This window comes from Photobacterium sp. AWH4_225 (assembly GCF_056158405.1).
Genome location: NZ_JBSWTF010000004.1, coordinates 1,197,324 through 1,218,725, shown reverse-complemented (window position 1 = coordinate 1,218,725; position 21,402 = coordinate 1,197,324). Strand labels below are relative to the sequence as shown.

General features: G+C 50.9%; 17 protein-coding genes. 9 read left to right on the top strand and 8 right to left on the bottom strand.

What is annotated here, in order from left to right:
- Positions 1 to 122: 122 nt before the first annotated feature.
- Positions 123 to 1,892 (top strand): class I mannose-6-phosphate isomerase, encoded by a 1,770-nt coding sequence (locus ACXAD4_RS22710; protein ID WP_475244289.1) that lies wholly within the window; start codon positions 123 to 125, stop codon positions 1,890 to 1,892.
- A gap of 75 nt (positions 1,893 to 1,967) precedes the next feature.
- Positions 1,968 to 3,890: a PTS fructose transporter subunit IIABC gene (locus ACXAD4_RS22705; protein WP_475244287.1), complete on the top strand. Its 1,923-nt coding sequence runs from the start codon at positions 1,968 to 1,970 to the stop codon at positions 3,888 to 3,890.
- 67 nt (positions 3,891 to 3,957) lie between these two features.
- Here ACXAD4_RS22705 and ACXAD4_RS22700 read toward each other — a convergent pair whose 3' ends face one another.
- The 4 genes from ACXAD4_RS22700 to ACXAD4_RS22685 form a co-directional block, all read right to left on the bottom strand.
- On the bottom strand, positions 3,958 to 4,740 hold the full coding sequence (locus ACXAD4_RS22700) for a hydratase (protein WP_475244285.1): 783 nt from the start codon (positions 4,738 to 4,740) through the stop codon (positions 3,958 to 3,960).
- Between the two features lie 99 nt (positions 4,741 to 4,839).
- The gene (locus tag ACXAD4_RS22695; protein WP_475245622.1) at positions 4,840 to 5,595 is read right to left on the bottom strand and encodes a sulfite exporter TauE/SafE family protein; all 756 of its coding nucleotides are present in this window, start codon (positions 5,593 to 5,595) and stop codon (positions 4,840 to 4,842) included.
- A 54-nt stretch (positions 5,596 to 5,649) separates the two neighbouring features.
- A complete protein-coding gene (locus tag ACXAD4_RS22690) occupies positions 5,650 to 8,304 on the bottom strand; it encodes a glycoside hydrolase family 38 N-terminal domain-containing protein (RefSeq protein WP_475244284.1) in 2,655 nt (884 codons plus the stop codon).
- Positions 8,305 to 8,380: 76 nt separating this feature from the next.
- Positions 8,381 to 10,123, bottom strand: a complete 1,743-nt coding sequence (locus ACXAD4_RS22685; protein ID WP_475244282.1) for a PTS transporter subunit EIIC — start codon at positions 10,121 to 10,123, stop codon at positions 8,381 to 8,383.
- 252 nt (positions 10,124 to 10,375) lie between these two features.
- Here ACXAD4_RS22685 and ACXAD4_RS22680 point away from each other — a divergent pair, with 252 nt between their 5' ends.
- The 4 genes from ACXAD4_RS22680 to ACXAD4_RS22665 all read left to right on the top strand — a co-directional run bounded on the left by ACXAD4_RS22680 (position 10,376) and on the right by ACXAD4_RS22665 (position 14,213).
- The gene (locus tag ACXAD4_RS22680; RefSeq protein WP_475244280.1) at positions 10,376 to 11,419 is read left to right on the top strand and encodes a LacI family DNA-binding transcriptional regulator; all 1,044 of its coding nucleotides are present in this window, start codon (positions 10,376 to 10,378) and stop codon (positions 11,417 to 11,419) included.
- A gap of 93 nt (positions 11,420 to 11,512) precedes the next feature.
- On the top strand, positions 11,513 to 12,190 hold the full coding sequence (hxpB, locus tag ACXAD4_RS22675) for a hexitol phosphatase HxpB (RefSeq protein WP_475244279.1): 678 nt from the start codon (positions 11,513 to 11,515) through the stop codon (positions 12,188 to 12,190).
- 212 nt (positions 12,191 to 12,402) lie between these two features.
- Complete coding sequence (locus ACXAD4_RS22670; RefSeq protein WP_475245620.1) at positions 12,403 to 13,179, top strand: SDR family NAD(P)-dependent oxidoreductase; 777 nt, start codon at positions 12,403 to 12,405, stop codon at positions 13,177 to 13,179.
- A 35-nt stretch (positions 13,180 to 13,214) separates the two neighbouring features.
- The gene (locus tag ACXAD4_RS22665) at positions 13,215 to 14,213 is read left to right on the top strand and encodes an AraC family transcriptional regulator (protein WP_475244277.1); all 999 of its coding nucleotides are present in this window, start codon (positions 13,215 to 13,217) and stop codon (positions 14,211 to 14,213) included.
- 49 nt (positions 14,214 to 14,262) lie between these two features.
- On the opposite strand, the gene ACXAD4_RS22660 is transcribed toward ACXAD4_RS22665, so the two are convergent.
- On the bottom strand, positions 14,263 to 15,153 hold the full coding sequence (locus ACXAD4_RS22660; protein WP_475244276.1) for a LysR family transcriptional regulator: 891 nt from the start codon (positions 15,151 to 15,153) through the stop codon (positions 14,263 to 14,265).
- A 150-nt stretch (positions 15,154 to 15,303) separates the two neighbouring features.
- Positions 15,304 to 16,608 (bottom strand): serine hydrolase domain-containing protein, encoded by a 1,305-nt coding sequence (locus ACXAD4_RS22655; RefSeq protein ID WP_475244275.1) that lies wholly within the window; start codon positions 16,606 to 16,608, stop codon positions 15,304 to 15,306.
- 257 nt (positions 16,609 to 16,865) lie between these two features.
- On the opposite strand from ACXAD4_RS22655, the gene ACXAD4_RS22650 reads away from it, so the two are divergent.
- Together ACXAD4_RS22650 and ACXAD4_RS22645 are read left to right on the top strand one after the other, a co-directional pair.
- Entirely contained in the window at positions 16,866 to 17,846 is a 981-nt protein-coding gene (locus ACXAD4_RS22650; RefSeq protein WP_475245618.1) for a zinc-binding dehydrogenase, read from the top strand.
- A 418-nt stretch (positions 17,847 to 18,264) separates the two neighbouring features.
- A complete protein-coding gene (locus ACXAD4_RS22645; RefSeq protein WP_475244274.1) occupies positions 18,265 to 18,645 on the top strand; it encodes an HPF/RaiA family ribosome-associated protein in 381 nt (126 codons plus the stop codon).
- Between the two features lie 241 nt (positions 18,646 to 18,886).
- Here the strand turns inward: ACXAD4_RS22645 and ACXAD4_RS22640 are convergent, their stop codons facing one another.
- Complete coding sequence (locus ACXAD4_RS22640; protein ID WP_475244272.1) at positions 18,887 to 19,417, bottom strand: dihydrofolate reductase family protein; 531 nt, start codon at positions 19,415 to 19,417, stop codon at positions 18,887 to 18,889.
- 110 nt (positions 19,418 to 19,527) lie between these two features.
- Between ACXAD4_RS22640 and ACXAD4_RS22635 the strand changes: the two genes are divergently transcribed.
- On the top strand, positions 19,528 to 20,097 hold the full coding sequence (locus ACXAD4_RS22635; RefSeq protein ID WP_475244271.1) for a TetR/AcrR family transcriptional regulator: 570 nt from the start codon (positions 19,528 to 19,530) through the stop codon (positions 20,095 to 20,097).
- A gap of 90 nt (positions 20,098 to 20,187) precedes the next feature.
- On the opposite strand, the gene ACXAD4_RS22630 is transcribed toward ACXAD4_RS22635, so the two are convergent.
- Entirely contained in the window at positions 20,188 to 21,285 is a 1,098-nt protein-coding gene (locus ACXAD4_RS22630) for an ElyC/SanA/YdcF family protein (protein WP_475244269.1), read from the bottom strand.
- Positions 21,286 to 21,402: the final 117 nt, after the last annotated feature.

Here is a 21,402-nt window from a genome sequence, read left to right as displayed (position 1 = left end):
TCACGCCAAAAAGCCAAGGTTAATCGTTTAAACCATAACTGAGTGGTTAAACACATTAACCAAATTGATGGCTGGTGGTTAATCGATATATCTTCACCTCAACGAATTGATGAGGTGCAATCATGAGCTATTTGAACAACCAAAAAGCAAACTACGACAAATTCCCCCATATCGATGTGGCAGGTTTCGCCGGCCAGAGTTGGCAGGGCTGGGATAACCTGTTTGATGCGGTTGACAGCAAGATCCACGCTTTGGGCCAAGACAAAACCGTACTGGTTGTCGACTGTTACCCTGGCGTTAACCTAAACGATTTGGAGCAGGCCCTGGCGGCTGCATTCCCCCAAGCTCTGCTGTTGTGCTCAGAGCAGGCGAAATACCCAGAAGAGAAAATCTTCGCCATGATCGAGCGCCATATCACCGATGACAGGGTGTTTGGTGTGATTGCCCCGCACAAGTTGGTTGAGTTCTTCGATGATGAGCAGGTTTATGCTCTCAAGCGCAATGTCCATGAGAGCCAATCGAAGCTGGTGGTGGTTTATGGCCCGGGTGCCTCGTTGATCCACGATGGTGATGTCCATGTCTATGCAGATCTGGCCCGTTGGGAAATCCAGCAGCGCTACCGCCGTGGTGAAATTGGCAACTGGGGTGTCGAGAACAATGACGAGGATGTCCTGCGCCGATACAAGCGTGCATTCTTCATCGAATGGCGTGTCTTCGACCGCTACAAGACCCCGCTGCTCAAGCGTACGGATTTTCTGCTTGATACCAATGTAGCCGATACTCCGAAGCTGATCAGCGGTGATGCGTTCCGCGCCGGCCTTGAGCAGGCCACAAACCAACCTTTCCGTCTTGTGCCGTTCTTTGACCCGGGCGTATGGGGTGGCCAGTGGATGAAGGAAGTGTGCGACCTTGATCCGGACAAACCAAATTACGCATGGTGTTTTGACTGTGTGCCGGAAGAGAACAGCCTTTACTTGATGGTGGATGGTATCCGCGTCGAAATCCCATCCCAGGATTTGGTGATGCTGCAGCCCCGTGCGCTGCTGGGTGAAGAGGTCCATGCCCGTTTCGGTGCCGAGTTCCCGATCCGCTTCGACTTCCTCGATACCATGCAGGGACAGAACCTCAGCTTGCAAGTCCACCCGCTGACCGAATACATCCAGCAGGAGTTCGGCATGCACTACACCCAGGACGAGAGCTACTACATGCTTGACGCCGGTGATGATGCAACGGTTTACCTCGGCGTGAAAAACGATGTCGACCCGGATGCGATGATGGCCGATCTCCAGGCTGCGCAGCGCGGTGAAAAATCGTTTGATGACGAACGCTTTATCAATAAGTTCCCAGCCAAGAAACACGACCACTTCTTGATCCCGGCAGGGACAATCCACTGCTCCGGCAGCAATGCGATGGTACTGGAAATCAGTGCAACGCCGTATATCTTTACCTTTAAGCTGTGGGATTGGGATCGCCTGGGAATGGACGGCTTGCCACGCCCGGTTCACCTGGAGCATGGCAAGGAAGTGATCCAGTGGGACCGCGATACCGATTGGACTGAGGAGAATTTGGTCAACCGTGTCGATTTCATTGGCGAGGGCGATGGTTGGCGCGAAGAGCGCACTGGCTTGCATGAGCGAGAGTTCATCGAAACCCGCCGCCACTGGTTCAGCAAGGCAGTGAGCCACCACACTGGCGGCAACGTCAATGTCCTCAACCTGATTGAAGGCCGTGAGGCGATTGTCGAGAGCCCGACCGGTGCCTTCGAACCTTATGTGGTGCACTACGCGGAAACCTTCGTGATTCCTGCGTCGGTTGGTGAGTACGTTATCCGCCCGTATGGCGAAAGCGAAGGCCAGGAAATTGCCACCATCAAGGCTTACGTGCGCAACTAACCCTGAATCTATCTGTTCCTACAGTTAAGTGGCCCTGCTGGCAGGGCCGCTCATTACAACAAAAGAGAGTTTGCCATGATTACATCTCTTATTAATGAGAATTTGATGTGCCTCGATTTGAAGGTCACAAGCAAAGACGACGTGTTTGATACCTTGTCCGAGTTCCTGTTACGCGAGGGGAAAATCAGCGACAAGGCCCAGTTTGTTGCTGATCTCCAGGCCCGTGAAGCCCAAGGCAGCACAGGGTTTGAAGATGGTATTGCGATCCCCCATGCCAAAAGTAAGGCGGTGGTTGAGCCTGCGGTTGCGATTGGTATCTGCCGCGAAGGCATTGATTACGGTTCGGAAGACGGTTTGCCATCCAAGCTGTTTTTCATGATTGCTTCCCCTGATGGCGGTGCTGACCACCATATCGAGGTGTTGGCCGAGCTATCTAGCAAGCTAATTGAAGACGGGTTTGTTGATGCGTTGCTGGCAGCCAAGACCCCTAAGGAAGCGCTGGTTTTGCTGCTTGAAGAAAAACAAGTGGATCCAGCGCAAGAGCCGGCAGCAGAGGTTGCAAACAAAGGCTTTTTGATCGGTGTCACCGGTTGCCCTGCCGGGGTTGCCCATACCTACCTCGCCGCTGAATCATTGGAAAAAGCAGCTGCCGAGCTGGGTTATGAAATCAAGGTCGAAACCAATGGTTCAATTGGGGTCAAGAACAGCCCGAGTGCCGAAGAGATTGCTCGTGCCGATGCCATCATTGTGGCCTGTGACAAGCAGGTAGACATGAACCGGTTTGCCGGTAAAAAACTAATCAAGAGCGGTGTGAAAGAGCCGATCAAACGCGGCAAGCAGATGATTGAGAATGCGCTGCAGGCGCCGGCTTACCAAGCCCAGGCCGGTGGTGAGAGCGATCAGGCACCAGCCCAGAAAACCAAGGCGACTTCGGCGCTTTACACCTACCTGATGAACGGCGTGTCCTACATGATCCCGTTCGTGGTAACTGGTGGTTTGCTGATTGCCCTATCCTTGGCCATTGGCGGTGTGCCAACCGAACAAGGTATGCAGATCCCTGAAGGCAGTTTCTGGCAACCGGTATTGGATGTCGGTGTCGTGGCATTCACCCTGATGATCCCAATTCTGGCCGGCTACATTGCCTATGCAGTGGGTGACCGCCCTGCCTTGGCCCCGGGCCTCATTGGCGGCTGGATTGCCAACAACGGTTCGTTCTACGGTTCGGAAGTCGGGACAGGCTTTATCGGTGCCATTATTGCCGGCTTGCTGGTGGGTTATTTCATCCGCTGGGTCACCAGCCTGAATTACCCGAAAGTGATGCAGCCGCTGGTTCCAATTATCATTGCGCCATTATCCGGTACATTCTTCATCGCGGTGATTTTCATTACCCTTATCGGTGCGCCGGTGGCGGGAATGATCGACTCGATGAATGCAATGCTGGTGAACATGAGCGGTGGCAACATCATTATCCTGGGGATGATCCTCGGTGCCATGTCCGGTTTTGATATGGGTGGCCCGGTTAACAAGGTAGCCTTCTTGTTCGGTGTCGGCATGATTGCCAGCGGTCAGACCCAGTTTATGGGTGCCTTGGCTTGTGCCTTCCCGGTTCCGCCGTTGGCGATGTGGATGTCTACTGTTATCGGCCGCAAGATGGGCCTGTTTGACCAGACTGAAATCGAGGCGGGTAAAGCGGCAGGGGCGATGGGCTTTGTGGGTATCGGTGAGGGTGCTATCCCGTTTGCCGTCCGTGACCCACTGACTGTTATCCCAGCCAATGTCATTGGTAGCATGGTGGCTTGTGTAATGGCGTTCCTGTTCGGCATTACCAACACCGTTGCCCACGGTGGCCCGATTGTGGCGCTACTGGGTGCGATGAACAAGCCGGTTATCGCTGTAATGTGTATGATCGTCGGTGCTGTTGTAACTTGCTTGATTACGGTAACCCTGAAGAAATACCGTTTGGTAAAGTCACAGGCGGCTGAGCTTCAGGTAAGTTAATACTTACTATCAAACCAGCCAACACCTTTCAGAATATGCGGGAGCCTAGTGCTCCCGCTTTTTCATTTTAGGCTTTCTCTTGGAAAGTCACTTGGTACTCGCCGATGCCGTCGTATTTGATAGTCGTTGGTTTATCAAACTCGACTTCAACAATACCGCAGTATGAACCGGTGATAATGGCTTCACCTGCCGCGAAATGCATGCCACGGCGGGTCATATAGTTGATTAGCCAGTACACTGGGTTCTGCGGTAGCGAGTTCGGGTGCTCGCCCGCGAATATTTGTACTTGCTCACCTTGGCTCACCGTAATGTCAATCTTGGCTGCTGCGAATGCTTGTTCACGATTGATCTCCGGGCCGATAAACATCCCTTGGTTGACCAGGCAATCTGCCAGTTTCTCGAAGAACTCGGCGCCGCTGTCGTCGGCAAAGCGTGCCTGCATCAGCTCCAGTGCCATATGACATGGGCCAATTGCTTCGTTGATTTGCTCTTCGCTGTAACCTTCAGGGTTCGCAGGGAGATCCTTGTTCAGGATAAAAGCAATTTCCGGCTCGATGCGAACGACATTGTTGTCGGCGAAAAGTGCACAACTGTTACCTTGCAGATCGGCACCAGTTTGAATCGTGTCGGCAAAGATAGGTGCCACTACAAACTTATCGTCTGAAAGTGGTAGTAGGCACTTCCAGCCACCGACTTTGTCGCTGTGCTGGTCAATCATTGCCGCATGGATCTTCAGTGCATCATCGACATTGGCCGGGCGCTGCTGCTCGTCAAGGCGTGCTGCTTTGGTGCCAGCAACGCGGCGGTTGAGCAGCTCGGTCGCTGCCAATGCAAAGTTCTTATTGGTCATATTGTATTACCTTTGGGCTTGATCCCTCAATCATATCGGGATTTGCCGGACTGGGATAGTGAAATCAGCTCGGTGAAGACCAACAAGTGTTTGAAGGTTTTATCCTCCCATCGCCTGGCTGATGCCATCAAGCAGCAGCTTGAACCCGGAAATAAATAAGAACAGGTAACACAAGCGGTAAATCAAATCTTGGCTGACCCGGTGTAGCAGGTAGACACCGATACGCACCCCGATAGGCGCCAGCGGCATCAGCACAGCAGCGGTCATCAAGTTATCAATGCTCATCCCGCCCAGGTAGGTGTATGCACCCAGCTTAAGGAAATTGATAATGGCAAAGAACCAGACGATAGTGCCGATAAGCTTGAGTTTATCCAGTTTCTGCGGAAGTAAGTAAATACTTACCGGTCCGCCGCCGGCATGGATAGCGGTACTGGTAAAGCCGCCCAGTCCGCACCAGATACTGGCGCCAAAGCGGCCGCATTGGTGCTCGGTTGCGCTTCGCTTGAATACATAAAGCATTACAAATCCTACCGAAATAGCCCCGATTAGGATTTGCAGTCCGTACTCCGGCAGTTGTTTCAGGAACAGGGCCGCAATGACTACTCCGGCAACCCCACCCGGCAGCATCGCTTTGATTTGCTGCCAGTCGACATTACGGCGGTGGTGGCGCAGGGCAAAGATGTCCATCACGATCAAGATCGGCATCAGGATAGAGGCAGCCAAAGAAGGGGAAATTGCGAGTGCCATGAATGGGACGACAACGTCGCCGACGGCACCGCCCAGGCCCCCTTTGCCGATACCGTAGACCAGGATGGCTGGCACGGCAACGAGGTAAAAAATTGGATCATCAATCAACATATCGAATACTCAGGCAGTGGCCGGCATAGGCCGGCCACTGTTACGGGGAGGTTAGGCAATACGGACAGTTCGAAGCTCACCCTGGCGAAGGGTTGGCGTGACTTCACCCTGGCTTTGCTCTAGCAGGTTAGTCAGCTCACGAGGCTGGTAACCATGAACCGTGTTGATTTGGCCTGCTTCGATTGCTTGCTCTTCGCAGTTATACATACGCAGTAGGTAACCGTTGTTGTCTTTCGCCTTGGTCAGGGTAGAGAACACCGCATCGGTTGCTTCTACTTCAAGTAGGCTGAAGTTAGCAGGCACTTGCTCACGAAGTGGGTTAGTGGCAAAGAAGCTGATGTTGTATTCACCCGCGCGGCATAGGTTCTGTTCGTGGTAGAACACCGTATCGGTCGCAAACTCAACGTACTGTTGGCGGACAAGGTTTGACTTGTAATCTGAGCCTGTCACGATACCAAGGTCAAACGTCAGGCGCTTCTGCAGTTGGCTGTCTGGCGTCGCGGTGATCTTGTTCGGTGTACCAGAGGCACGACCTGGGCGGCGTGATAGATCCGGCAGACCAAAGTGGCCACATGCACGGAATAGCGTGACGGCAATTTTGTCGAACTTCTCGCCAACGATCTGGTACTCCTTACAGCCTTGGGTAAAGATTGCGGTGTACTTGCCATCTTCTTTCAGTGCCACTGTGTTCAATAGCGGTTCAGTGGTTGTTGGCTCTTCCAACCAGCCATCCTCTTTCCAGGTTTTAAGCTCTGGCGGGTTTACTTCGCGGGCGATTTCAGAGAACTGGGTACCGGCGTAAGAGAACTCACTGGCGACCTGGGAATCGACCAGCATGCGTAGGCGGTGGTTGAGGGCTTTGTTATCCACTTCGATGTGAACACCAATAACATCAGAAGTATTGCATAGCGACAGAGACAGCTCGTACGCAAGCTCGCTGCTTGTGATACGTGCTGCGCGCTCTTCCATGTTTGCGGGTACCAACCATTTGCCTTTGGCTGTCAGGGTTTGGGTAGCAGGGGTTTTCTCGATAGTTACCAAGGAGTTGTTAAGGTCTAGATCTAGCTCCCAATCATTTTCCATTGGGCTGTGGTCGTAGTTGTCACCGGCATCCGAGTCATTGCTAAAGCGAATGGCATCCGTGTACACCACCCCTGTCTTGCGGTTGGCAATCGTCAGCTCGCCACCTTTTAGGATGATTTCGTAATCATCGTTTTCAATCACATTGGCAGTTTCGTTGATGGCCACTGTGACATCAGCACCCGCTTTTGAGTCATCGACTTCAATGGTTTTGTAAGAGAAACCATTCATTTCCAAAGTCATTTCCACTTCGGTGACGAAGTAGTACTTCTCTTCGTCATGCAGGCTTTCATCGCCGCGGATAACACCGCCGTATGGTCGGGTTTTGCCGACGATCGAGTATGGCAGCTCTTGGCCATCATTGATCAGCGCGAAGTGCTCATTCTTGGTGTAAATCTTGAAGCGGTCGGTGAATGTGCGCTTCGTCGGTAGGGTATTTGCCACCACCATTGGCGTGCTGTTATCACCGTACTTGGACGATACCGCCAGCTTACGGGCGATGAAGGCTTGTGCTGTCAGCGCCAGATCATAGGCTTCTTTCAGGCGTACATAGATACGCTCGTTGGTTTCGTCGGTGTTGGTGCAAACACTGTGGGTCTGGGCGCGAGATAGCAGGTTCCATACTTCCTTCAGCAGGCCACGCTCGTATGGCAGGCCAACTTTGTCCGCCATCGCCATTAGCGGTTGGACGGTGTAGGTCATCAGGCGCTCTACCTTGTCATGGATTTGCTTAACATCGTAGCGAACCGAGTTGATGGACTTGTGGATACGCGAATATTGCGGGCATAGTAGCTCGCCCTTATAGGTCGGCAGTGCGTCGCCGGCTTCTTCGCGTACCTTGGCAAAGAACTCGTCGTAAGTGGTTTCGACAAACTCGTACAGGTCAGACTCTTTGTTGTATTTGTCCAGCAGCTCGTAGAAGTTGGCAAATGCCGGAGTCTGGTCTTCGCCCAATGGCAACAGGAAGTTCTTGGTCGGCGCTTTGTGGGCCGCAAGCTCCAGGGAGGTCATGTCGTTGGTGGTGCACTCAGGACGGATGTTACGTGTCAGCAAGTCACCTTCGAAGTAAGGGTCTACTGCCCAGTGGTAGCCGTCGATCAGCACGTTGGTCATGATCTTAGAGCCGTCGTTGCTTTCCCACCAGAATTCGGTTGGGACGTTGTGCTTGTCACCCATGCCGCGGCGGATCGATAGGTTTTCGATATTCAGGCCGTTGAAGATTTTAGGGAAATCCGTTGGATGGCCAAAGCTGTCCGGCAGGTAGGATACGTAGGATGAGCCGCCAAGCTGGTCGGCGTATTCAATCCCGTAGATCAGGTTGTTAATCATCGATTCGCCTGAAACCGCAAACGTCTCGGCTTGGGTATGCCAAGGGCCGATAAACAGCTTGCCTTCCTCAACCAGCTTGACGATGCGGCTGCGATCTTCCGGGCAGACATCGAGGTAATCCTGGATAGCGGCAGTCTGGCCGTCGAACAGGAAGTATTTCATCTCGCCGCGCTCAAGCATAGATAGGATTTCACGCACGTTGTAGGTCAGTTGGACCTGTGCTTCACGGTCAGTGAAGTACCATTCGTTGTCCCAGTGTGTTTGCATTACAACGTTAGCGATTTTTTTATCAGACATCTTATTTTTCCTCAGTAAAGCGGTGTCCGTCCCTTCCCGGCGGGAAGGGCGGGCTTATATTTGTTTGTTAATTGGGTTATTCGAATGCGAGTGGGTTCGCTACGTTTGATGTTTGGCTTCTGGCTTCGTCGACATAGTCTTCGAGCTGGATCTTGATGTTACTCACAGATGCACCGTAGATGGCTTGGATATTGTTGCCACCGGCATCGACCACATCTAGAGCGCCGAGCTTCTGCCAGGTCTTCTTGCTCATATCGACCTTCGATTTGTCGTGGACCGACAGGCGCAGGCGGGTCATACAGTTATCAATGGTGTCGATGTTATCGAGGCCGCCAAGAACATGGACCATGGCTTCGACACGCTTGTTGCTCTGGCTGGCCATGCGGGTAACGAAAGAGTCATTGGCTTCTTCGGCTTCGTCTTCTTTCTCGCGGCCCAGGATAGTGACGTCCATCTTGCGGATGATGAAGTTGAAGGTCACACCGTAGATAAGGAACCAAATCACCCCAGTACCGAACAGTATCACTAGCTCGTACCAGCGACCCAGGATAAAGCCGACTTGTACCAGGTAGTTGGTCAGCAGGTTCGGCAGGCCACGGAAGTACCAGGTCATCATCGCTGGGTCATCGAACATGTGCTTGAAGAAGTCCGGCATCATCGAAATGATTGACTGGAAGGCCACATTCACCCCGTACAGTACCGGTGAGGCGAATACAAACATGAACTCCAGTGGCTCTGAGAAGCCGGTGAAAACTACGGCCAGGGTCGTACTTAGGTAGATAGATTTAATTTTGGCGGTACGGCGCTCTTTCGGGATCGCCAGGTACATACCCAGTGCTGCGCCTGGTAGGGTGAACAAGCCATGGAAGTCTTGGTAGAACATCATCTTGTTCATCATCGGGTCGGCCAAGATAGCCTGGGCATCTTCGATGCGGCCAAGGTTGAACAGCTGGACAATTTCATCAAGGCGAGCCGGGCCAACCTGGTGCAGGCCGATGATGGTCATGTCTTTAAGCTCGGAGTAGAACTCACCACCGATTGGGGTGTATTCCCAGACTGCATTGGTCACGTGGTGCAGGCCAATCGGGCGCAGTGCGGTCTCGAGGAAGGCTTTGGAGAAAGGCGCAGCATAATCACCGTTTTGTGCTGCCCAAATACTGAAGGCATCCAGGCCGTCACCGACAATCGGCCAAACTACCATCAGCACTGCCGCCATGATAAAGGCGTAGATAAAGGTGACGAACACGCAAAAGCGTTGGCCGTTGAAGAAGTCCAGTGCCATCGGCAGTTTGTCGAACGTCTTGTACTTTTCCCAGATACGGGCTGACAGGATACCGACAATGATGGCGCCGACAATACCGATACGGAAGGTTGGCATCCCCAGTACATCCTGGAAGATGTTGACGTATTCCGGGTTGGCAATCGGTGATAATAGATCCATCGGGGACTGGATATCGGTAAAGCCTTTGATATCGCCAAAGTACCAGACACTCATTTCACCAATCAGCTTGTGCACCATCAAGAAGAACAGGCCAGCGATGATCACCGGCCCGGCTTGCTTGTTGCCGGTCAGGGACGAGGCGACACATAGGGTGAAGAAGAAAGGCAGGTTGGCAAGGATCACCCAGCCGCCGACATTGAGGTATTTGCCGACAAAGGCAAATAGGTCACCGACATAAGGGATCCCGCCCAGCAACATGGGGCTCATGCCGATGGTTCCGAGCGATATCATGATGGCGGCAAACGGTAGGATGAAGGTCACGGCAAAGAGCATGGCCTTGGCAAACCGCTGTACCGAATCCAGGTTTTTCAGGTTCATAGGGCACCGTTTCGTTGTTGTATTTGGTAGAGGTTTGATGTTGTTTTGGCAGGAAGGGCTTACTCATTCCCGCCGTCGTTATCTGTGTCCTACCTTAAACCCATACAAATTAAATGGCCTAACTGGTAAACCCGTTAAACCACTCAAAAACCACAACAATCCCGCGCCATATCTGGGATTGTGTGAGGTTGTTCACGAGAAATCGGGGTTTTTTCTGGGATAAATGGTTTAGCGATAAATCAGGAGTTAACCATGGCTAAACCCACCATCCATGATGTCGCCAAACTCTGTGGGGTCAGTGCGACGACCGTGTCGCTGACCCTGCGGGGCAAGGGGCGGATATCAGAGCACACCCGGGAGCGGATTTTTTCTGCCATTGAAGATCTGGGGTATGTGTACAACCAGTCGGCGGCCAATTTGAGCAGCAAGAAAAGCAACCTAGTTGGGCTGGTGCTTCATGACATCACCAACCCGATCTATAACCAGCTGACAGCGGGGATCAGCCATAAACTCGACAGCGACGGCTACCTGCTGTTCCTTGCCAACTGTGAGTCCGATGCCGAAAAGCAGCAGCGCTTTATTGAGTCGCTGATGAGCCAGAACACCTCGGGGTTAGTGGTATGCCCTGCCAAACGGCTGGATACTGACTACCTCCATGCCCTCAAGCGGCGTAATGTCCCTGTGGTTTTTGCGGTGCGATCGCCGGATCTCGATGAATATGACTTTGTCGGGATCGATAACTTCAAGGGGGCGCAGATAGCGACCGATTACCTGTTGGGACTCGGCCACCGCAAGATTGGGTTTGTCGGCAATCTTATCGGATCGAAAACGGCATCACACCGGGTCAGCGGTTATATGGGGAGGTTGATGGAGCAGGGGATAGAGCCTGACTACCAGTTGGTACGAAGCTGCGAAAACAACAGCCGGCAACAAGGATATTTGGAAACCCTGCACTTGCTTAACGAGAGGTCAGATTTGACCGCCCTGGTCTGCTACACCGATACCATTGCCTACGGGGCTATGCGGGCATTGGTGGAAAGGGGATTGCGCGTTGGGGAAGATATAGCTGTGATCGGCTTTGATGACTTGCCCGAGTCTGCCGAGACTGTGCCCCCCCTCACCACCGTTTCGGCCTGTGCCAAAGAGCTTGGCAGGACTGCCGCGGAAGCCTTGCTATTGCGGATCAATGGCAGTGAAGAGCCCGCCAAGCAGATCATTCTCTCACCAAAGCTGACTATCCGACAGTCATGCGGGGAACAGATACACCAAAGCCAGAAAAGTAACGCTATGGCGTAGCTGGAAAGGGGGAAGGCTGCGAGTATGAACTCTTCTCTTTATTGCCGTTTAATGTCGCTCTAGGATGCAATTACCAATGATTAAGAGGTAAGTATGATGCAAAAAGATGCGGTTATCTTTGATATGGATGGAGTGCTAATTGACTCTGAACCTTATTGGCGACAGGCACAGGTGGACGTATTGGCAGGCTATGGCATGACTGCTACGTTTGACGATTGTATTCGCCTGACTATGGGGCGCCGATTAGATGACATTGCTAAGATTTGGTGTCAGCACTTTAATCTGAATATACCATCGGAAGAACTGCAGCTTAGTATCATGCAAGCCGTTGTTGCACTTATTCGCCAGCATGGAGAGCCTAAACGAGGGGGTGTTTCATTGCTACAAACCCTGCAGAGCGCAGGAGTGAAAATTGCGTTAGCAACCTCATCAAGCATGCCGATAATTGATGCGGTGCTTAATAGCTTGAATATTAGTCAGTATTTTTCGGTGGTGTGCAGTGCCGACAATGAAGAACATGGCAAGCCCCATCCATCCGTGTATCTGACGGCAGCTCAAAAACTGGATGTTGCTGCTAACCAGTGTGTGGTGATTGAAGACAGCGTGACAGGCATGATTGCTGGCTTAGCGGCGGGTATGACGACGTTTGCTGTACCGGACAGTATTGATGATCCTCGTTTTGCTGTGGCGAGCGGTCGATTCTCTTCATTAGAGGAGCTTGAGCAGCACTTGATAAAAACGGGGGAGGTGAAGGGAGTGATGGTTCGCTAACCTTCAACTTTACGGCCAATTTATTGATTAAATTGGTATTGTTTTATCTGATAGCGATTTGGCGCTATTGGCTAACACCATGGCGCGATCGGACAGTGTGGTTTGTTGCCCATTCACTACTATATCCCTAACGAACACATTTATTACTCATTAGGGAGTCCGCCATGTCAGAGTCAAACACAGTAGTAAAACCTGAAATCCAATCTGCCACCATGACCAATGTGGCGCTTGTCACTGGTGCTTCTGGCGGGATCGGCGAAGAGCTGGCCCGCATCCATGCCGCCAAAGGAGGGGATTTGGTGTTGGTGGCCCGTAGCTTGGATAAGCTGGAAGCGCTGAAGCAGGAGTTAGAGTCGCAGTTTGGTATTCAGGTGGTCGTGGTGGCAAAAGACCTGTCGTCATCGACGGCTGCTCAAGAGGTATTCGAGCACACTGAGGCGCAGGGTATCGAGGTCGATGTGCTGATCAACAACGCCGGCTTTGGTGGCCATGGAAAGTTTTATGAGCGTGAACTGGCGGCCGATCAGGCAATGATGCAACTTAACATGGTCACTCTGACTAACTTGACCCACTATTATCTGCAGGGAATGGTGGCCCGCAAACGCGGTAAAATTCTCAATGTTTCTTCCACCGCATCGTTTATACCTGGGCCATTACAGGCCGTGTATTACGCGACCAAGGCTTATGTCACCTCGTTCTCGCAAGCCATTGCCGAGGAAGTGGCTGATAAGAATATTTCAGTAACGGCACTTTGTCCTGGCGCGGTAGCGACGGGTTTTGTAGCGGCGGGCGATCTCGACGGTGTCGATATTTGGAAGAAAGCCAAATCAGCTAAGTCGGTTGCCGAGTGTGGTTATCAAGCGATGGAAAAAGGCGAATTGGTGGCATTCAACGAAAGCCAGCTGCGCTTTGTGCTGAACTGGATTATTCCATTGCTACCTCGCAAAATGGTGCTTAAGGTGTCCCGCCAAGCGATGGAAAAACAATAAGATAGTAGCGGGCAAAGTATGGTGGGAGATAGGCTATGAAGCTGGCATCAAAATTTCAGGTGCATCCGGGATGGCGGGTATGGTTAAAGGACATGGCCGTTGACGCTGCCAATTTATTGCGGGTTGCCAATTTACCCAAAGATTTGCTCAGCCGTGATGATACTTACATGAACAAAGAGGAATATTTCCGTTTCTTCTCGGCATTGGATGAAATTGCCGGTGAGCTGGATGTCGCTCTGTTGATGGCGGATGTGTTCGCGGTGGAGAGCTTTAACCCACCGCTGTTTGCCAGTTTGTGCAGTCCGAATTTAAATGTCGCCCTTGAGCGTATTCAGCGCTTTAAGCCGCTGATTGCACCGATGCGGATGGAGTTGGATATCACCGACGAATGCACGATTGCACGGATCTGCCCTGAATCTGCCGGGGATTTATTGCCTCGGTCTATGGTGATGATTGAACTGGTTTTTTTCACCCAGTTGGTGCGAACCGCCACCCGCAAGCACATCGAGCCTATCTCGGTAAAAAGTCCGATACTTCCTGCCAACCCCGCTCGGTATACCGCATATTTTGGTACCGAGGTTGAGCAGGGAGAGGTGGTTGAACTTGTTTTCAGGGCACAAGATGCCAAGGCGTCGTTTCTCACAGAGAACGCGGGGATGTGGCAGTTCTTCGAGCCTGAATTGCAAAAGCGGCTGTCGAACCTGAGTGCCGGTGCAAGTACCGCTGAGCGGGTGAAAAGCGCATTACTGGAACTGATCCCGAGCGGGTTGGTGTCGGTCGACAATGTGGCAAGCGAATTGGCAATGAGCAAACGCACTTTACAGCGTAAGCTAACGGCCGAAGGGGAAAATTACCAGTCTATCCTGAGCGACACCCGCAGGGAGCTGGCTCAGTTCTACCTCACCAAATCACGCACTAGCTTAGCTGAAATTTCTTACTTACTTGGCTTTCAAGAAACGACTTCATTCTATCGGGCGTTTGCCAGCTGGACCGGGCAGAGCCCCGAAGTGTACCGTGAGAGTAAACGCGAATAGGATTGCTCTTCTCTGAACACATACATTTCTTAGGCGATTTCCTGTTGTGTTAATCCATATATTGCTTGGCATAGCTGCTGAACCATTCAATGAACTGGCCTATAGTGGGATCACTTTCTAGCTGGGTTGGGTAATACAATGTCAACCCGTGGCGGTGTGCATTGACGACATCGGTCAGTGCTAGCTCGACCAGATCGCCACTTTCGACATACTCCGTAGCGAAGATCCGCGACAGTACCGCCCACCCTTGATGTTTCAGTAGGGCAATCAACACATCATTGTTGCTGATGATGTGCTGGTGCGGCGAGATCTTCATCATGTCTATTCCCGCCCGCAAATGGTTCTCGCTGATGTATTGCTTGTTGAGCTGGAGATCTTTGATCGAGACGTTCGTTTTGGCTGCCAGCGGGTGATCTTTACCGGCATAAATAGACAGCGGTAGCATGCCAAGGTTTCGGTACCATATCTGTTTTTCCGGGATGATCTTGTTGCGGTGGGGCATGATGGCGAGGTGGGCTTCGCCCGATACCAAGTCATTGAGGGTTTCATCGCGGTTACGGTGGAGCCAGTTGAGCTGAAGTTGCGGGAAATACTCCGCCGCTTGCTGCTCTATTTGGATCACCATGCTCGCTGGCAACAAGACGTCGTGGTAGATATTGAGTGTGGTCAGGGTCTGATCGAAAGCAGCCAGCGCGGTTAGGGTAAACTCCTGTGCCTGTCGGGCGAGAATTTCAGCCCTCGGGAATAGTCGGTGGGCCAGATCTGTCGGCCTGGCACTGCGGCCGAGAATAGTGAACAGCGGTAGCCCGAGATTATCTTCAAGGCTGAGCACATGCTCCCTGACGGTAGTCCGGTCTTTGTCCAACGCCCTGGCGGCGGCACTGTATGAGCCGTGTTGATAAACAGCAGTGAAGGCAGAGATTTGTTCAAGGGTGAACATGGCGGATTCCGGCAGTGGTTATTGTTATAGAAGCTAAATCTAGAGCAAATGCTTTTCAAGTGGTTAGCTAAGATAATGGGAAATCAAAAAGACCGCCTACCACGGTCGGATGATGGTAGGCGGAAAAATGAGGGCAGGTAGCTAATAGCTTTATAGTTGCTCGGCTAGCTGGTGGGTAATATCTAGTTTCAGCTTATAAGTATCCCTCGCAGCATTGGAGGCGCTTGGTGCGCTGGAAAAGGTTGCGACCACAACGTTTTTATCCTGGTTCACATAAAGGGTTTGGCCGAAGACGCCACGGGCGGTAGCAATGCCTTTCTCCTCGTCATGGATCCACCAGAAGTTTTTGTAACCTGTTAGCTTGTCATCGAAAGTGACGTGTTCGGTATCCTTGTACTGGCTATTGCTGACATGCTGGCGTTCTTCGTCGGTCAGGGTAAAGGTGTCTTTGACCCATTTTTCCGGGAACAGCTGCTCGCCGTTGTATTGGCCATTGTTCACCATCGCTAGGCCAAGGCGGGCAAAGTCACGCAAAGTGGTATTGAAGCCACCGGTAGCGACTGGCGTATAAGCGATATCGGTCATAAAGAAGGCGTCATGCTCGGTACCTAGCTTGCCCCAGATATTGTCCGCAACGAACTTCTGTAGTGGTTGGCCACTTTGGCGTTCGATGATCCAGCCGATAACATCGACATTCGGTGAGTGGTACTCAAACTTGTGGCGAGGTGACAGATCCGGGTTTTGCCCGATATTTGGCAAGAAGGCTTGTATCCCCCTCGGGGTATCGTCCTTAGCCGGGTCGAGCGCCATCAGATCATAGGCCGGAATAAAGCCAAGACGACGGAAGTATTCGGTGCTGGTTGCACCCGGCTCCATGTTGACGTAATCCTCGCTGTAATCCAGTGCGGTGATCATATTCAGCACGTCGCGAACAGTGCGCTCTGAGAAAGCGCTGTCTTTTAGTTCGGGGATGTAAGAAGGAATTTTCTTAGTGATATCTAGTTTGCCTTGTTCGACCAAGATCCCGGCAGCCATACCGATCAATGACTTGGTACTGGACGCCCACAGGTGGTGGTCGCGTGGCCCAAATTCACCAAAGTAGCGCTCGTAGACAATCAGTCCGTCTTTAATCACCACATACCCATCGGTGTGATCCGCGGCGAGTGCTTCGAGCAGGGTGACCTTTTCGCCCTGGTATTCAAAGCTGGCTTGCTCAAGAGACTCATTCATTTTGTAAGGGATAGCGACCGTCTCGCCACCGCGTGGCACCATGACTGACGGGTGGATGCCGACATTGCGAAACGCCCACTGATTGTAGGTTGGCAGTGTCCAGTTGCTGGCGGTGACTTGGGTTTCGCCTGAAGCCGGAAAACCTTCCATTACCGCTGCGTGTGCTGTACCTAGCCCGGCAATCAGGCTGGCTGTTATAAGGCTAGTCAGTAGGTGTTTGTTCATCGGGTTCACCTTTCACTCTTTCACTATTGGTCCGTTGAACGTGCTGGTTAGCCGTTCATGTTGTGGGAGTGATATTACTGACTGTCATTGATAAGTAATGTCGGCTATGAGGGGGTTATTCCATCAAGTTGGTGTAAGCTGTTGATATATAATTTAGTGAAATAAAAAGATTAAGATTATTTTGTTGAAACTGTTCTGGTACATTGCAAGCAAAAACACTCTGCGCTAAAGCTATTAGCAATGGACAAAGGATGATGATGAAAGCACTGACCTACCATGCCGGTGATGATCAATTTGTAATGGCAGAGCTCCCCAAGCCCAAGGCAGCGGGCTTTGACGTTGTGGTGAAAGTTATCGCTGCCGGCTTGAACCCGGTCGACTCAAAAATACACCTTTGGCAATCAGCCGCAACTGGCATGAATGACAATTGGGTACCCGGGCTGGATGTATCCGGAGAAATCGTTGCCGTTGGTGAAGAGGTTACTCAGTGGCAGGCCGGTGATAAAGTGCTGTATCACGGTGATATGTTCCGCCCACATGGCGCCTTTGCTGAGTATGCGGTGCAAGACTCCCGTACTTTGGTTGCCCACCCAGAGGTGTCTGCTGAGGTGGCCGCTGCCAGCCCATGTGCCGGGTGGACAGCGTACCGAGCCTTGGTCGATAAGCTGAATGCTCAGGAGCAAGATGCCATTTTGATTTTGGGCGGAGCGGGTGGTGTCGGTGGCTTTGCCATCCAGCTAGCCAAATCCATGGGGATCGACACGATTATCACCACTGCTTCACAGGCCAAGCACAACTATGTTCATTCACTGGGCGCGACCCATGTTATTGATTACCGCAGCCAAGATATAATCGAGCAGGTAATGGCAATCACTGATGGTGCCGGTGTACCTATCGCCTTGGATTGTGTTGGCGGTGATAACGATATCATTGCTGCAAGCTGTTTGGGCTATGAAGGGGAGATGGTCGAATTGGTCTCGACGGTTCGCCCTGAGGCATACCCGGATGCCTTTATGAAAGGGTTGAGCTTTCACCAGCTGAGCCTGGGTTCTGGCCACCGTAATGGCGAGAAAGCACAGCGTGACCTAGTCCGTGCCGGAGAAGCCTTTTCGGCCTTGCTGGAAGAGGGTGAGGTGTTGGTGCCCCAGCTGAAAACCATCACACTTGATCAAGTCGGGGATGAGCTTAAAGCGATTCGTGAACAGCGCACAATGGGCAAAGTGGTGGTTAAGATGTAACCCCGTGAAAGGCAATTAGAAAATAAATAAGAAAAAGCAGCCATTTAGGCTGCTTTTTTGATTTTATATATAATGGGTGAATAAACAAGTTGCTTAATAACGTTATTTTTCTTTGTTTTCTGGCACCATCATAAATAATAAAGTTCCCACCAAAATTGAAACGTATGATGCCAAACTTAGCTATATACCCGGCAATCCACAGTGATACATTGAAGTTAAGCCAAATAAATAGAGATAAATAAATGCCGAGAAATAATAATTTCAGACAAAGAATAAAGACGACTGTTTATATATCTTCATGTCGGGATAATATTATGGATAAGGAAGTTAAATCATCATATTCAATAACCTCCATACGATATAAAGGGATGGACGTTAAATTGACTGACAAAGAAAAATAATACTTGAGGAAAATACTATGCATATTACCAACAACAATATTGCCATTACCGAGTCAATGAAAGCATCAATTGTTTACCAATCAGGTAAGTTGATGAACAAGTTCCAGCTTGCCAATGATCTCAAAGTACACGTGGATCTGGACCGGAAAACTAAAGAAATTACGGTTGAGGCATCGAGCCCAGATTTCTTCAGTAAACAGAAAGGGGTCAACTTCCAGCTAGCCTGTAATCGTTGTTTCAAGGGGTTAGCACACCAAGCTGAAAAACAGAAAACACAGTTCATAGCGGCTCGCCATCAAGCAGACTTGTCTACGGATGCTAGGGTTGAATTAAGCGAGGAAGAGCTAGAAAAAGATTTTAACTACGGGATGTTAGCCGCTGAACATGTTGTTTATTAATACTCTATTCAATCAAACAATTGATCAAGCCGACTTTGTGACAGCCGACTTTGTGACAGCCGACTTTGTGACAGCCGGCTTGATTAAAAAGGTATGCAAATATGACCGAAATGGAAATAGACCAACTTGCAGATAAAATAACAAGCTGCGTATATATAAATAATAAGGTGACAATACCCGCTTTAACAGTCGGTGAGCTTAAACATTTACTCCACGCTTTGAAAATAAAAAAGGTAGAGCATTAAGCCCTCACATATTGATTTTTAACAATGGTATCAAGCAGTACTTCACTGTGTTTTAGTACAAAATTCACAGGTGATGTTGTTTCGCCAAATAAAGGAGCCCCTCCCCCTAGAATGACTGGAATAGTGGTGATAATCATTTCATCAATCAATCCCTCAGCCATGAAGCTTTGAATGGTCTTGCCACCATCGATATACAGCTCGTTGAAGCCTTTGCCGTTGAGCTCGGCAAGGATGCCTGTTAGATCACCGCTGACCAAAAACGCTTTGTCCTGATAGCCCTCAGGAATGGATGCCAGGCTATTGCTGATGACAAAAACCGGCTTGCTGTATGGCCAATCGCAGTCAAAACCACATACCGTCTCGAAGGTATTGCGCCCCATCACCAACGCATCGACCCTGTTCATAAAATCACCGAAACCAAAATCGTTGCCCTCAGGGTTAGGGATACTGTGTAGCCAATCTAGGTTACCGTTCTTATCGGCGATGTAGCCATCGAGACTGGTTGCGATGTAGACAATATTTGCCATGATGAACTCCTAACATGAGGTTACAAATAGATGCGGCGTGGAAGGCCGACAAGGTTTAGGTTATAATATTCTACATTGTAGAATAATGCGAAGTGTAAAGAGATCAGAGAATGACTGTCAAGGGTAAAAAACGGGGAAGACCGGCTGCGGCGTCGGTAACACTGAGCAAAGAGCGGATCATCGAATGCGCTAACGCCTTGATGGCAAACGAGGGAAAGATCCCCAGTATCCGCAGGTTGGCTGCCAGCCTTGAAGTCGATCCGATGGCGATTTATTACTATTTTGCCAACAAGCAGGCGCTGCTCGAAGCGGTAACGATGTCGCTGGTAGAGAAGATCTACAGTCCTGATCCCAATGGCGAGTGGCAACAAGAGTTGACCAAGTTATGCCAAAGTTACCTTAACCTACTGGCGCAATATCCGGGATTGCTGGAGACTTTGCTCGGGATGAGCTCTCATGGTCCGGCAACGGTATTCACCGAGCGGTTTGATTTGGCGGTAGCGGGTTTATCGCTGAGTGAAGAGCTGCGCAATAATGCCTTGTCGATGTTGGCGGATTATCTGCATGGGTATGCCTTGGCTATGAGTTGCCAGGCTGGTGATGAGCTCAATGTTGATATGTTGTCAGGCCCATTGGGTTTTTATATGCAGGCGTTGAAGCTTCATATGGTTAAACCTTGATCATGTTTCCGTATTTTCTGCTTAATCAATTAACAACAAGGCAGCCTATTGGCTGCCTTGGTTGGATAGTTGCTTTAATTTGTGCCTGGCTTAACGCTGCTCAAGCGGGTAAGAGCGGTAGCTCCACATACCGTAGGTGCGTAGCGCATCACGGTAGATACCCAGCAGTTCACCTTCAGAAGGCACTTTCAGTTCATCCAGTGGCTTATCGGCGGCTGAAACGGTATCGAAGGTGATATCTTTCGGGCCTGTCTGCCAAGTGGCGATTTCAAACAATGATTGGCCGCGGCGAACGTGGCTTGCCGAGCTGATAATAGTTGCGTGGTCGATATCATGTCGGGCAAGAGCATAGCTGCTGTAAAGTGCGTTCTCTACTGTGCTACGGGCATAGTTGTCTTCGATGATGCGATCGCGGGCAATGCCTTTTTCAACCAACCAGTCGGCCATCAGTTTGCCTTCTGTTTTATGGTTGCGAGGTACACCGCCGGTTAGTACGATCATCGAATCTGGCTGGGCTTTGGCCATAGCCAAGGTCATTTTAAGGCGCTGGACCAAGATATCGTGCATGCTGCCATCTGGGTTCAGTGCATACCCTAGGGTAACGATCGCCGTGTTGCCTTCGTAAGTCTTGTCTTGTTTTTCTTTCAGTGGCGTTGCCACAATACGGTTCACGGTATCAAATATTCGCTGGATATCGGCTGCACGCCCGGCATTGAGGGTTTTGAGCGTGTTCATATGCTCAAGAGATGCCTCGGTGTTGCCTTTAAATTGCTGCCAGACTGCGAGGTAGGCATGGGCATCGACATCCTGTGGCGCAACGGTCAGAACTTGCTCGAACAGCTCAATCGCGCGATCAACATTCTTGTTGTAGATCTGGGCATTGGCTGCTGAGATCAGCAGGTCGGTGCGGTATGGCTCTAGCTGGTAGGCTTCAAGCAGGCGATTGGTGACAATCTCCATGTTGCTTGGCATTTTGGCGGTAAACCCAGCATGGGAAATACGGGCTGGAGATTTAAACGCGGTAACGGCATCGGCAAGTAGTTGGTCAACAACTTGGCGTTTGGTAATAAATTGGCTGTATTCAGCGCTGGCTTGGACACTTTGCTGCGGGGCAGTATCTGCCAGAATAGACGTCGAGGAAAGGCTTAGCAGGCCACCCAGGGCAAGGGCAATAAGATTCTTTTTCATTGTTTTTGTTTAATATATATCACAAGGTGGCGAGCAATATATTGCATCCTAAGTATTAAAATTGTGATCCAGTAATAATTATTCTGATTCGTATGCGCGTGAGATCACAAAGTGATG

Bases quoted from the DNA above. Each gene is read 5' to 3' on its own strand.
- ACXAD4_RS22685 (WP_475244282.1), bottom strand. From the start codon at position 10,123: ATGAACCTGAAAAACCTGGATTCGGTACAGCGGTTTGCCAAGGCCATG.
- hxpB (WP_475244279.1), top strand. From the start codon at position 11,513: ATGATGCAAAAAGATGCGGTTATCTTTGATATGGATGGAGTGCTAATT.
- ACXAD4_RS22670 (WP_475245620.1), top strand. From the start codon at position 12,403: ATGACCAATGTGGCGCTTGTCACTGGTGCTTCTGGCGGGATCGGCGAA.
- ACXAD4_RS22665 (WP_475244277.1), top strand. From the start codon at position 13,215: ATGAAGCTGGCATCAAAATTTCAGGTGCATCCGGGATGGCGGGTATGG.
- ACXAD4_RS22630 (WP_475244269.1), bottom strand. From the start codon at position 21,285: ATGAAAAAGAATCTTATTGCCCTTGCCCTGGGTGGCCTGCTAAGCCTT.
- ACXAD4_RS22660 (WP_475244276.1), bottom strand. From the start codon at position 15,153: ATGTTCACCCTTGAACAAATCTCTGCCTTCACTGCTGTTTATCAACAC.
- ACXAD4_RS22640 (WP_475244272.1), bottom strand. From the start codon at position 19,417: ATGGCAAATATTGTCTACATCGCAACCAGTCTCGATGGCTACATCGCC.
- ACXAD4_RS22710 (WP_475244289.1), top strand. From the start codon at position 123: ATGAGCTATTTGAACAACCAAAAAGCAAACTACGACAAATTCCCCCAT.
- ACXAD4_RS22705 (WP_475244287.1), top strand. From the start codon at position 1,968: ATGATTACATCTCTTATTAATGAGAATTTGATGTGCCTCGATTTGAAG.
- ACXAD4_RS22680 (WP_475244280.1), top strand. From the start codon at position 10,376: ATGGCTAAACCCACCATCCATGATGTCGCCAAACTCTGTGGGGTCAGT.
- ACXAD4_RS22650 (WP_475245618.1), top strand. From the start codon at position 16,866: ATGAAAGCACTGACCTACCATGCCGGTGATGATCAATTTGTAATGGCA.
- ACXAD4_RS22690 (WP_475244284.1), bottom strand. From the start codon at position 8,304: ATGTCTGATAAAAAAATCGCTAACGTTGTAATGCAAACACACTGGGAC.
- ACXAD4_RS22635 (WP_475244271.1), top strand. From the start codon at position 19,528: ATGACTGTCAAGGGTAAAAAACGGGGAAGACCGGCTGCGGCGTCGGTA.
- ACXAD4_RS22655 (WP_475244275.1), bottom strand. From the start codon at position 16,608: ATGAACAAACACCTACTGACTAGCCTTATAACAGCCAGCCTGATTGCC.
- ACXAD4_RS22645 (WP_475244274.1), top strand. From the start codon at position 18,265: ATGCATATTACCAACAACAATATTGCCATTACCGAGTCAATGAAAGCA.
- ACXAD4_RS22700 (WP_475244285.1), bottom strand. From the start codon at position 4,740: ATGACCAATAAGAACTTTGCATTGGCAGCGACCGAGCTGCTCAACCGC.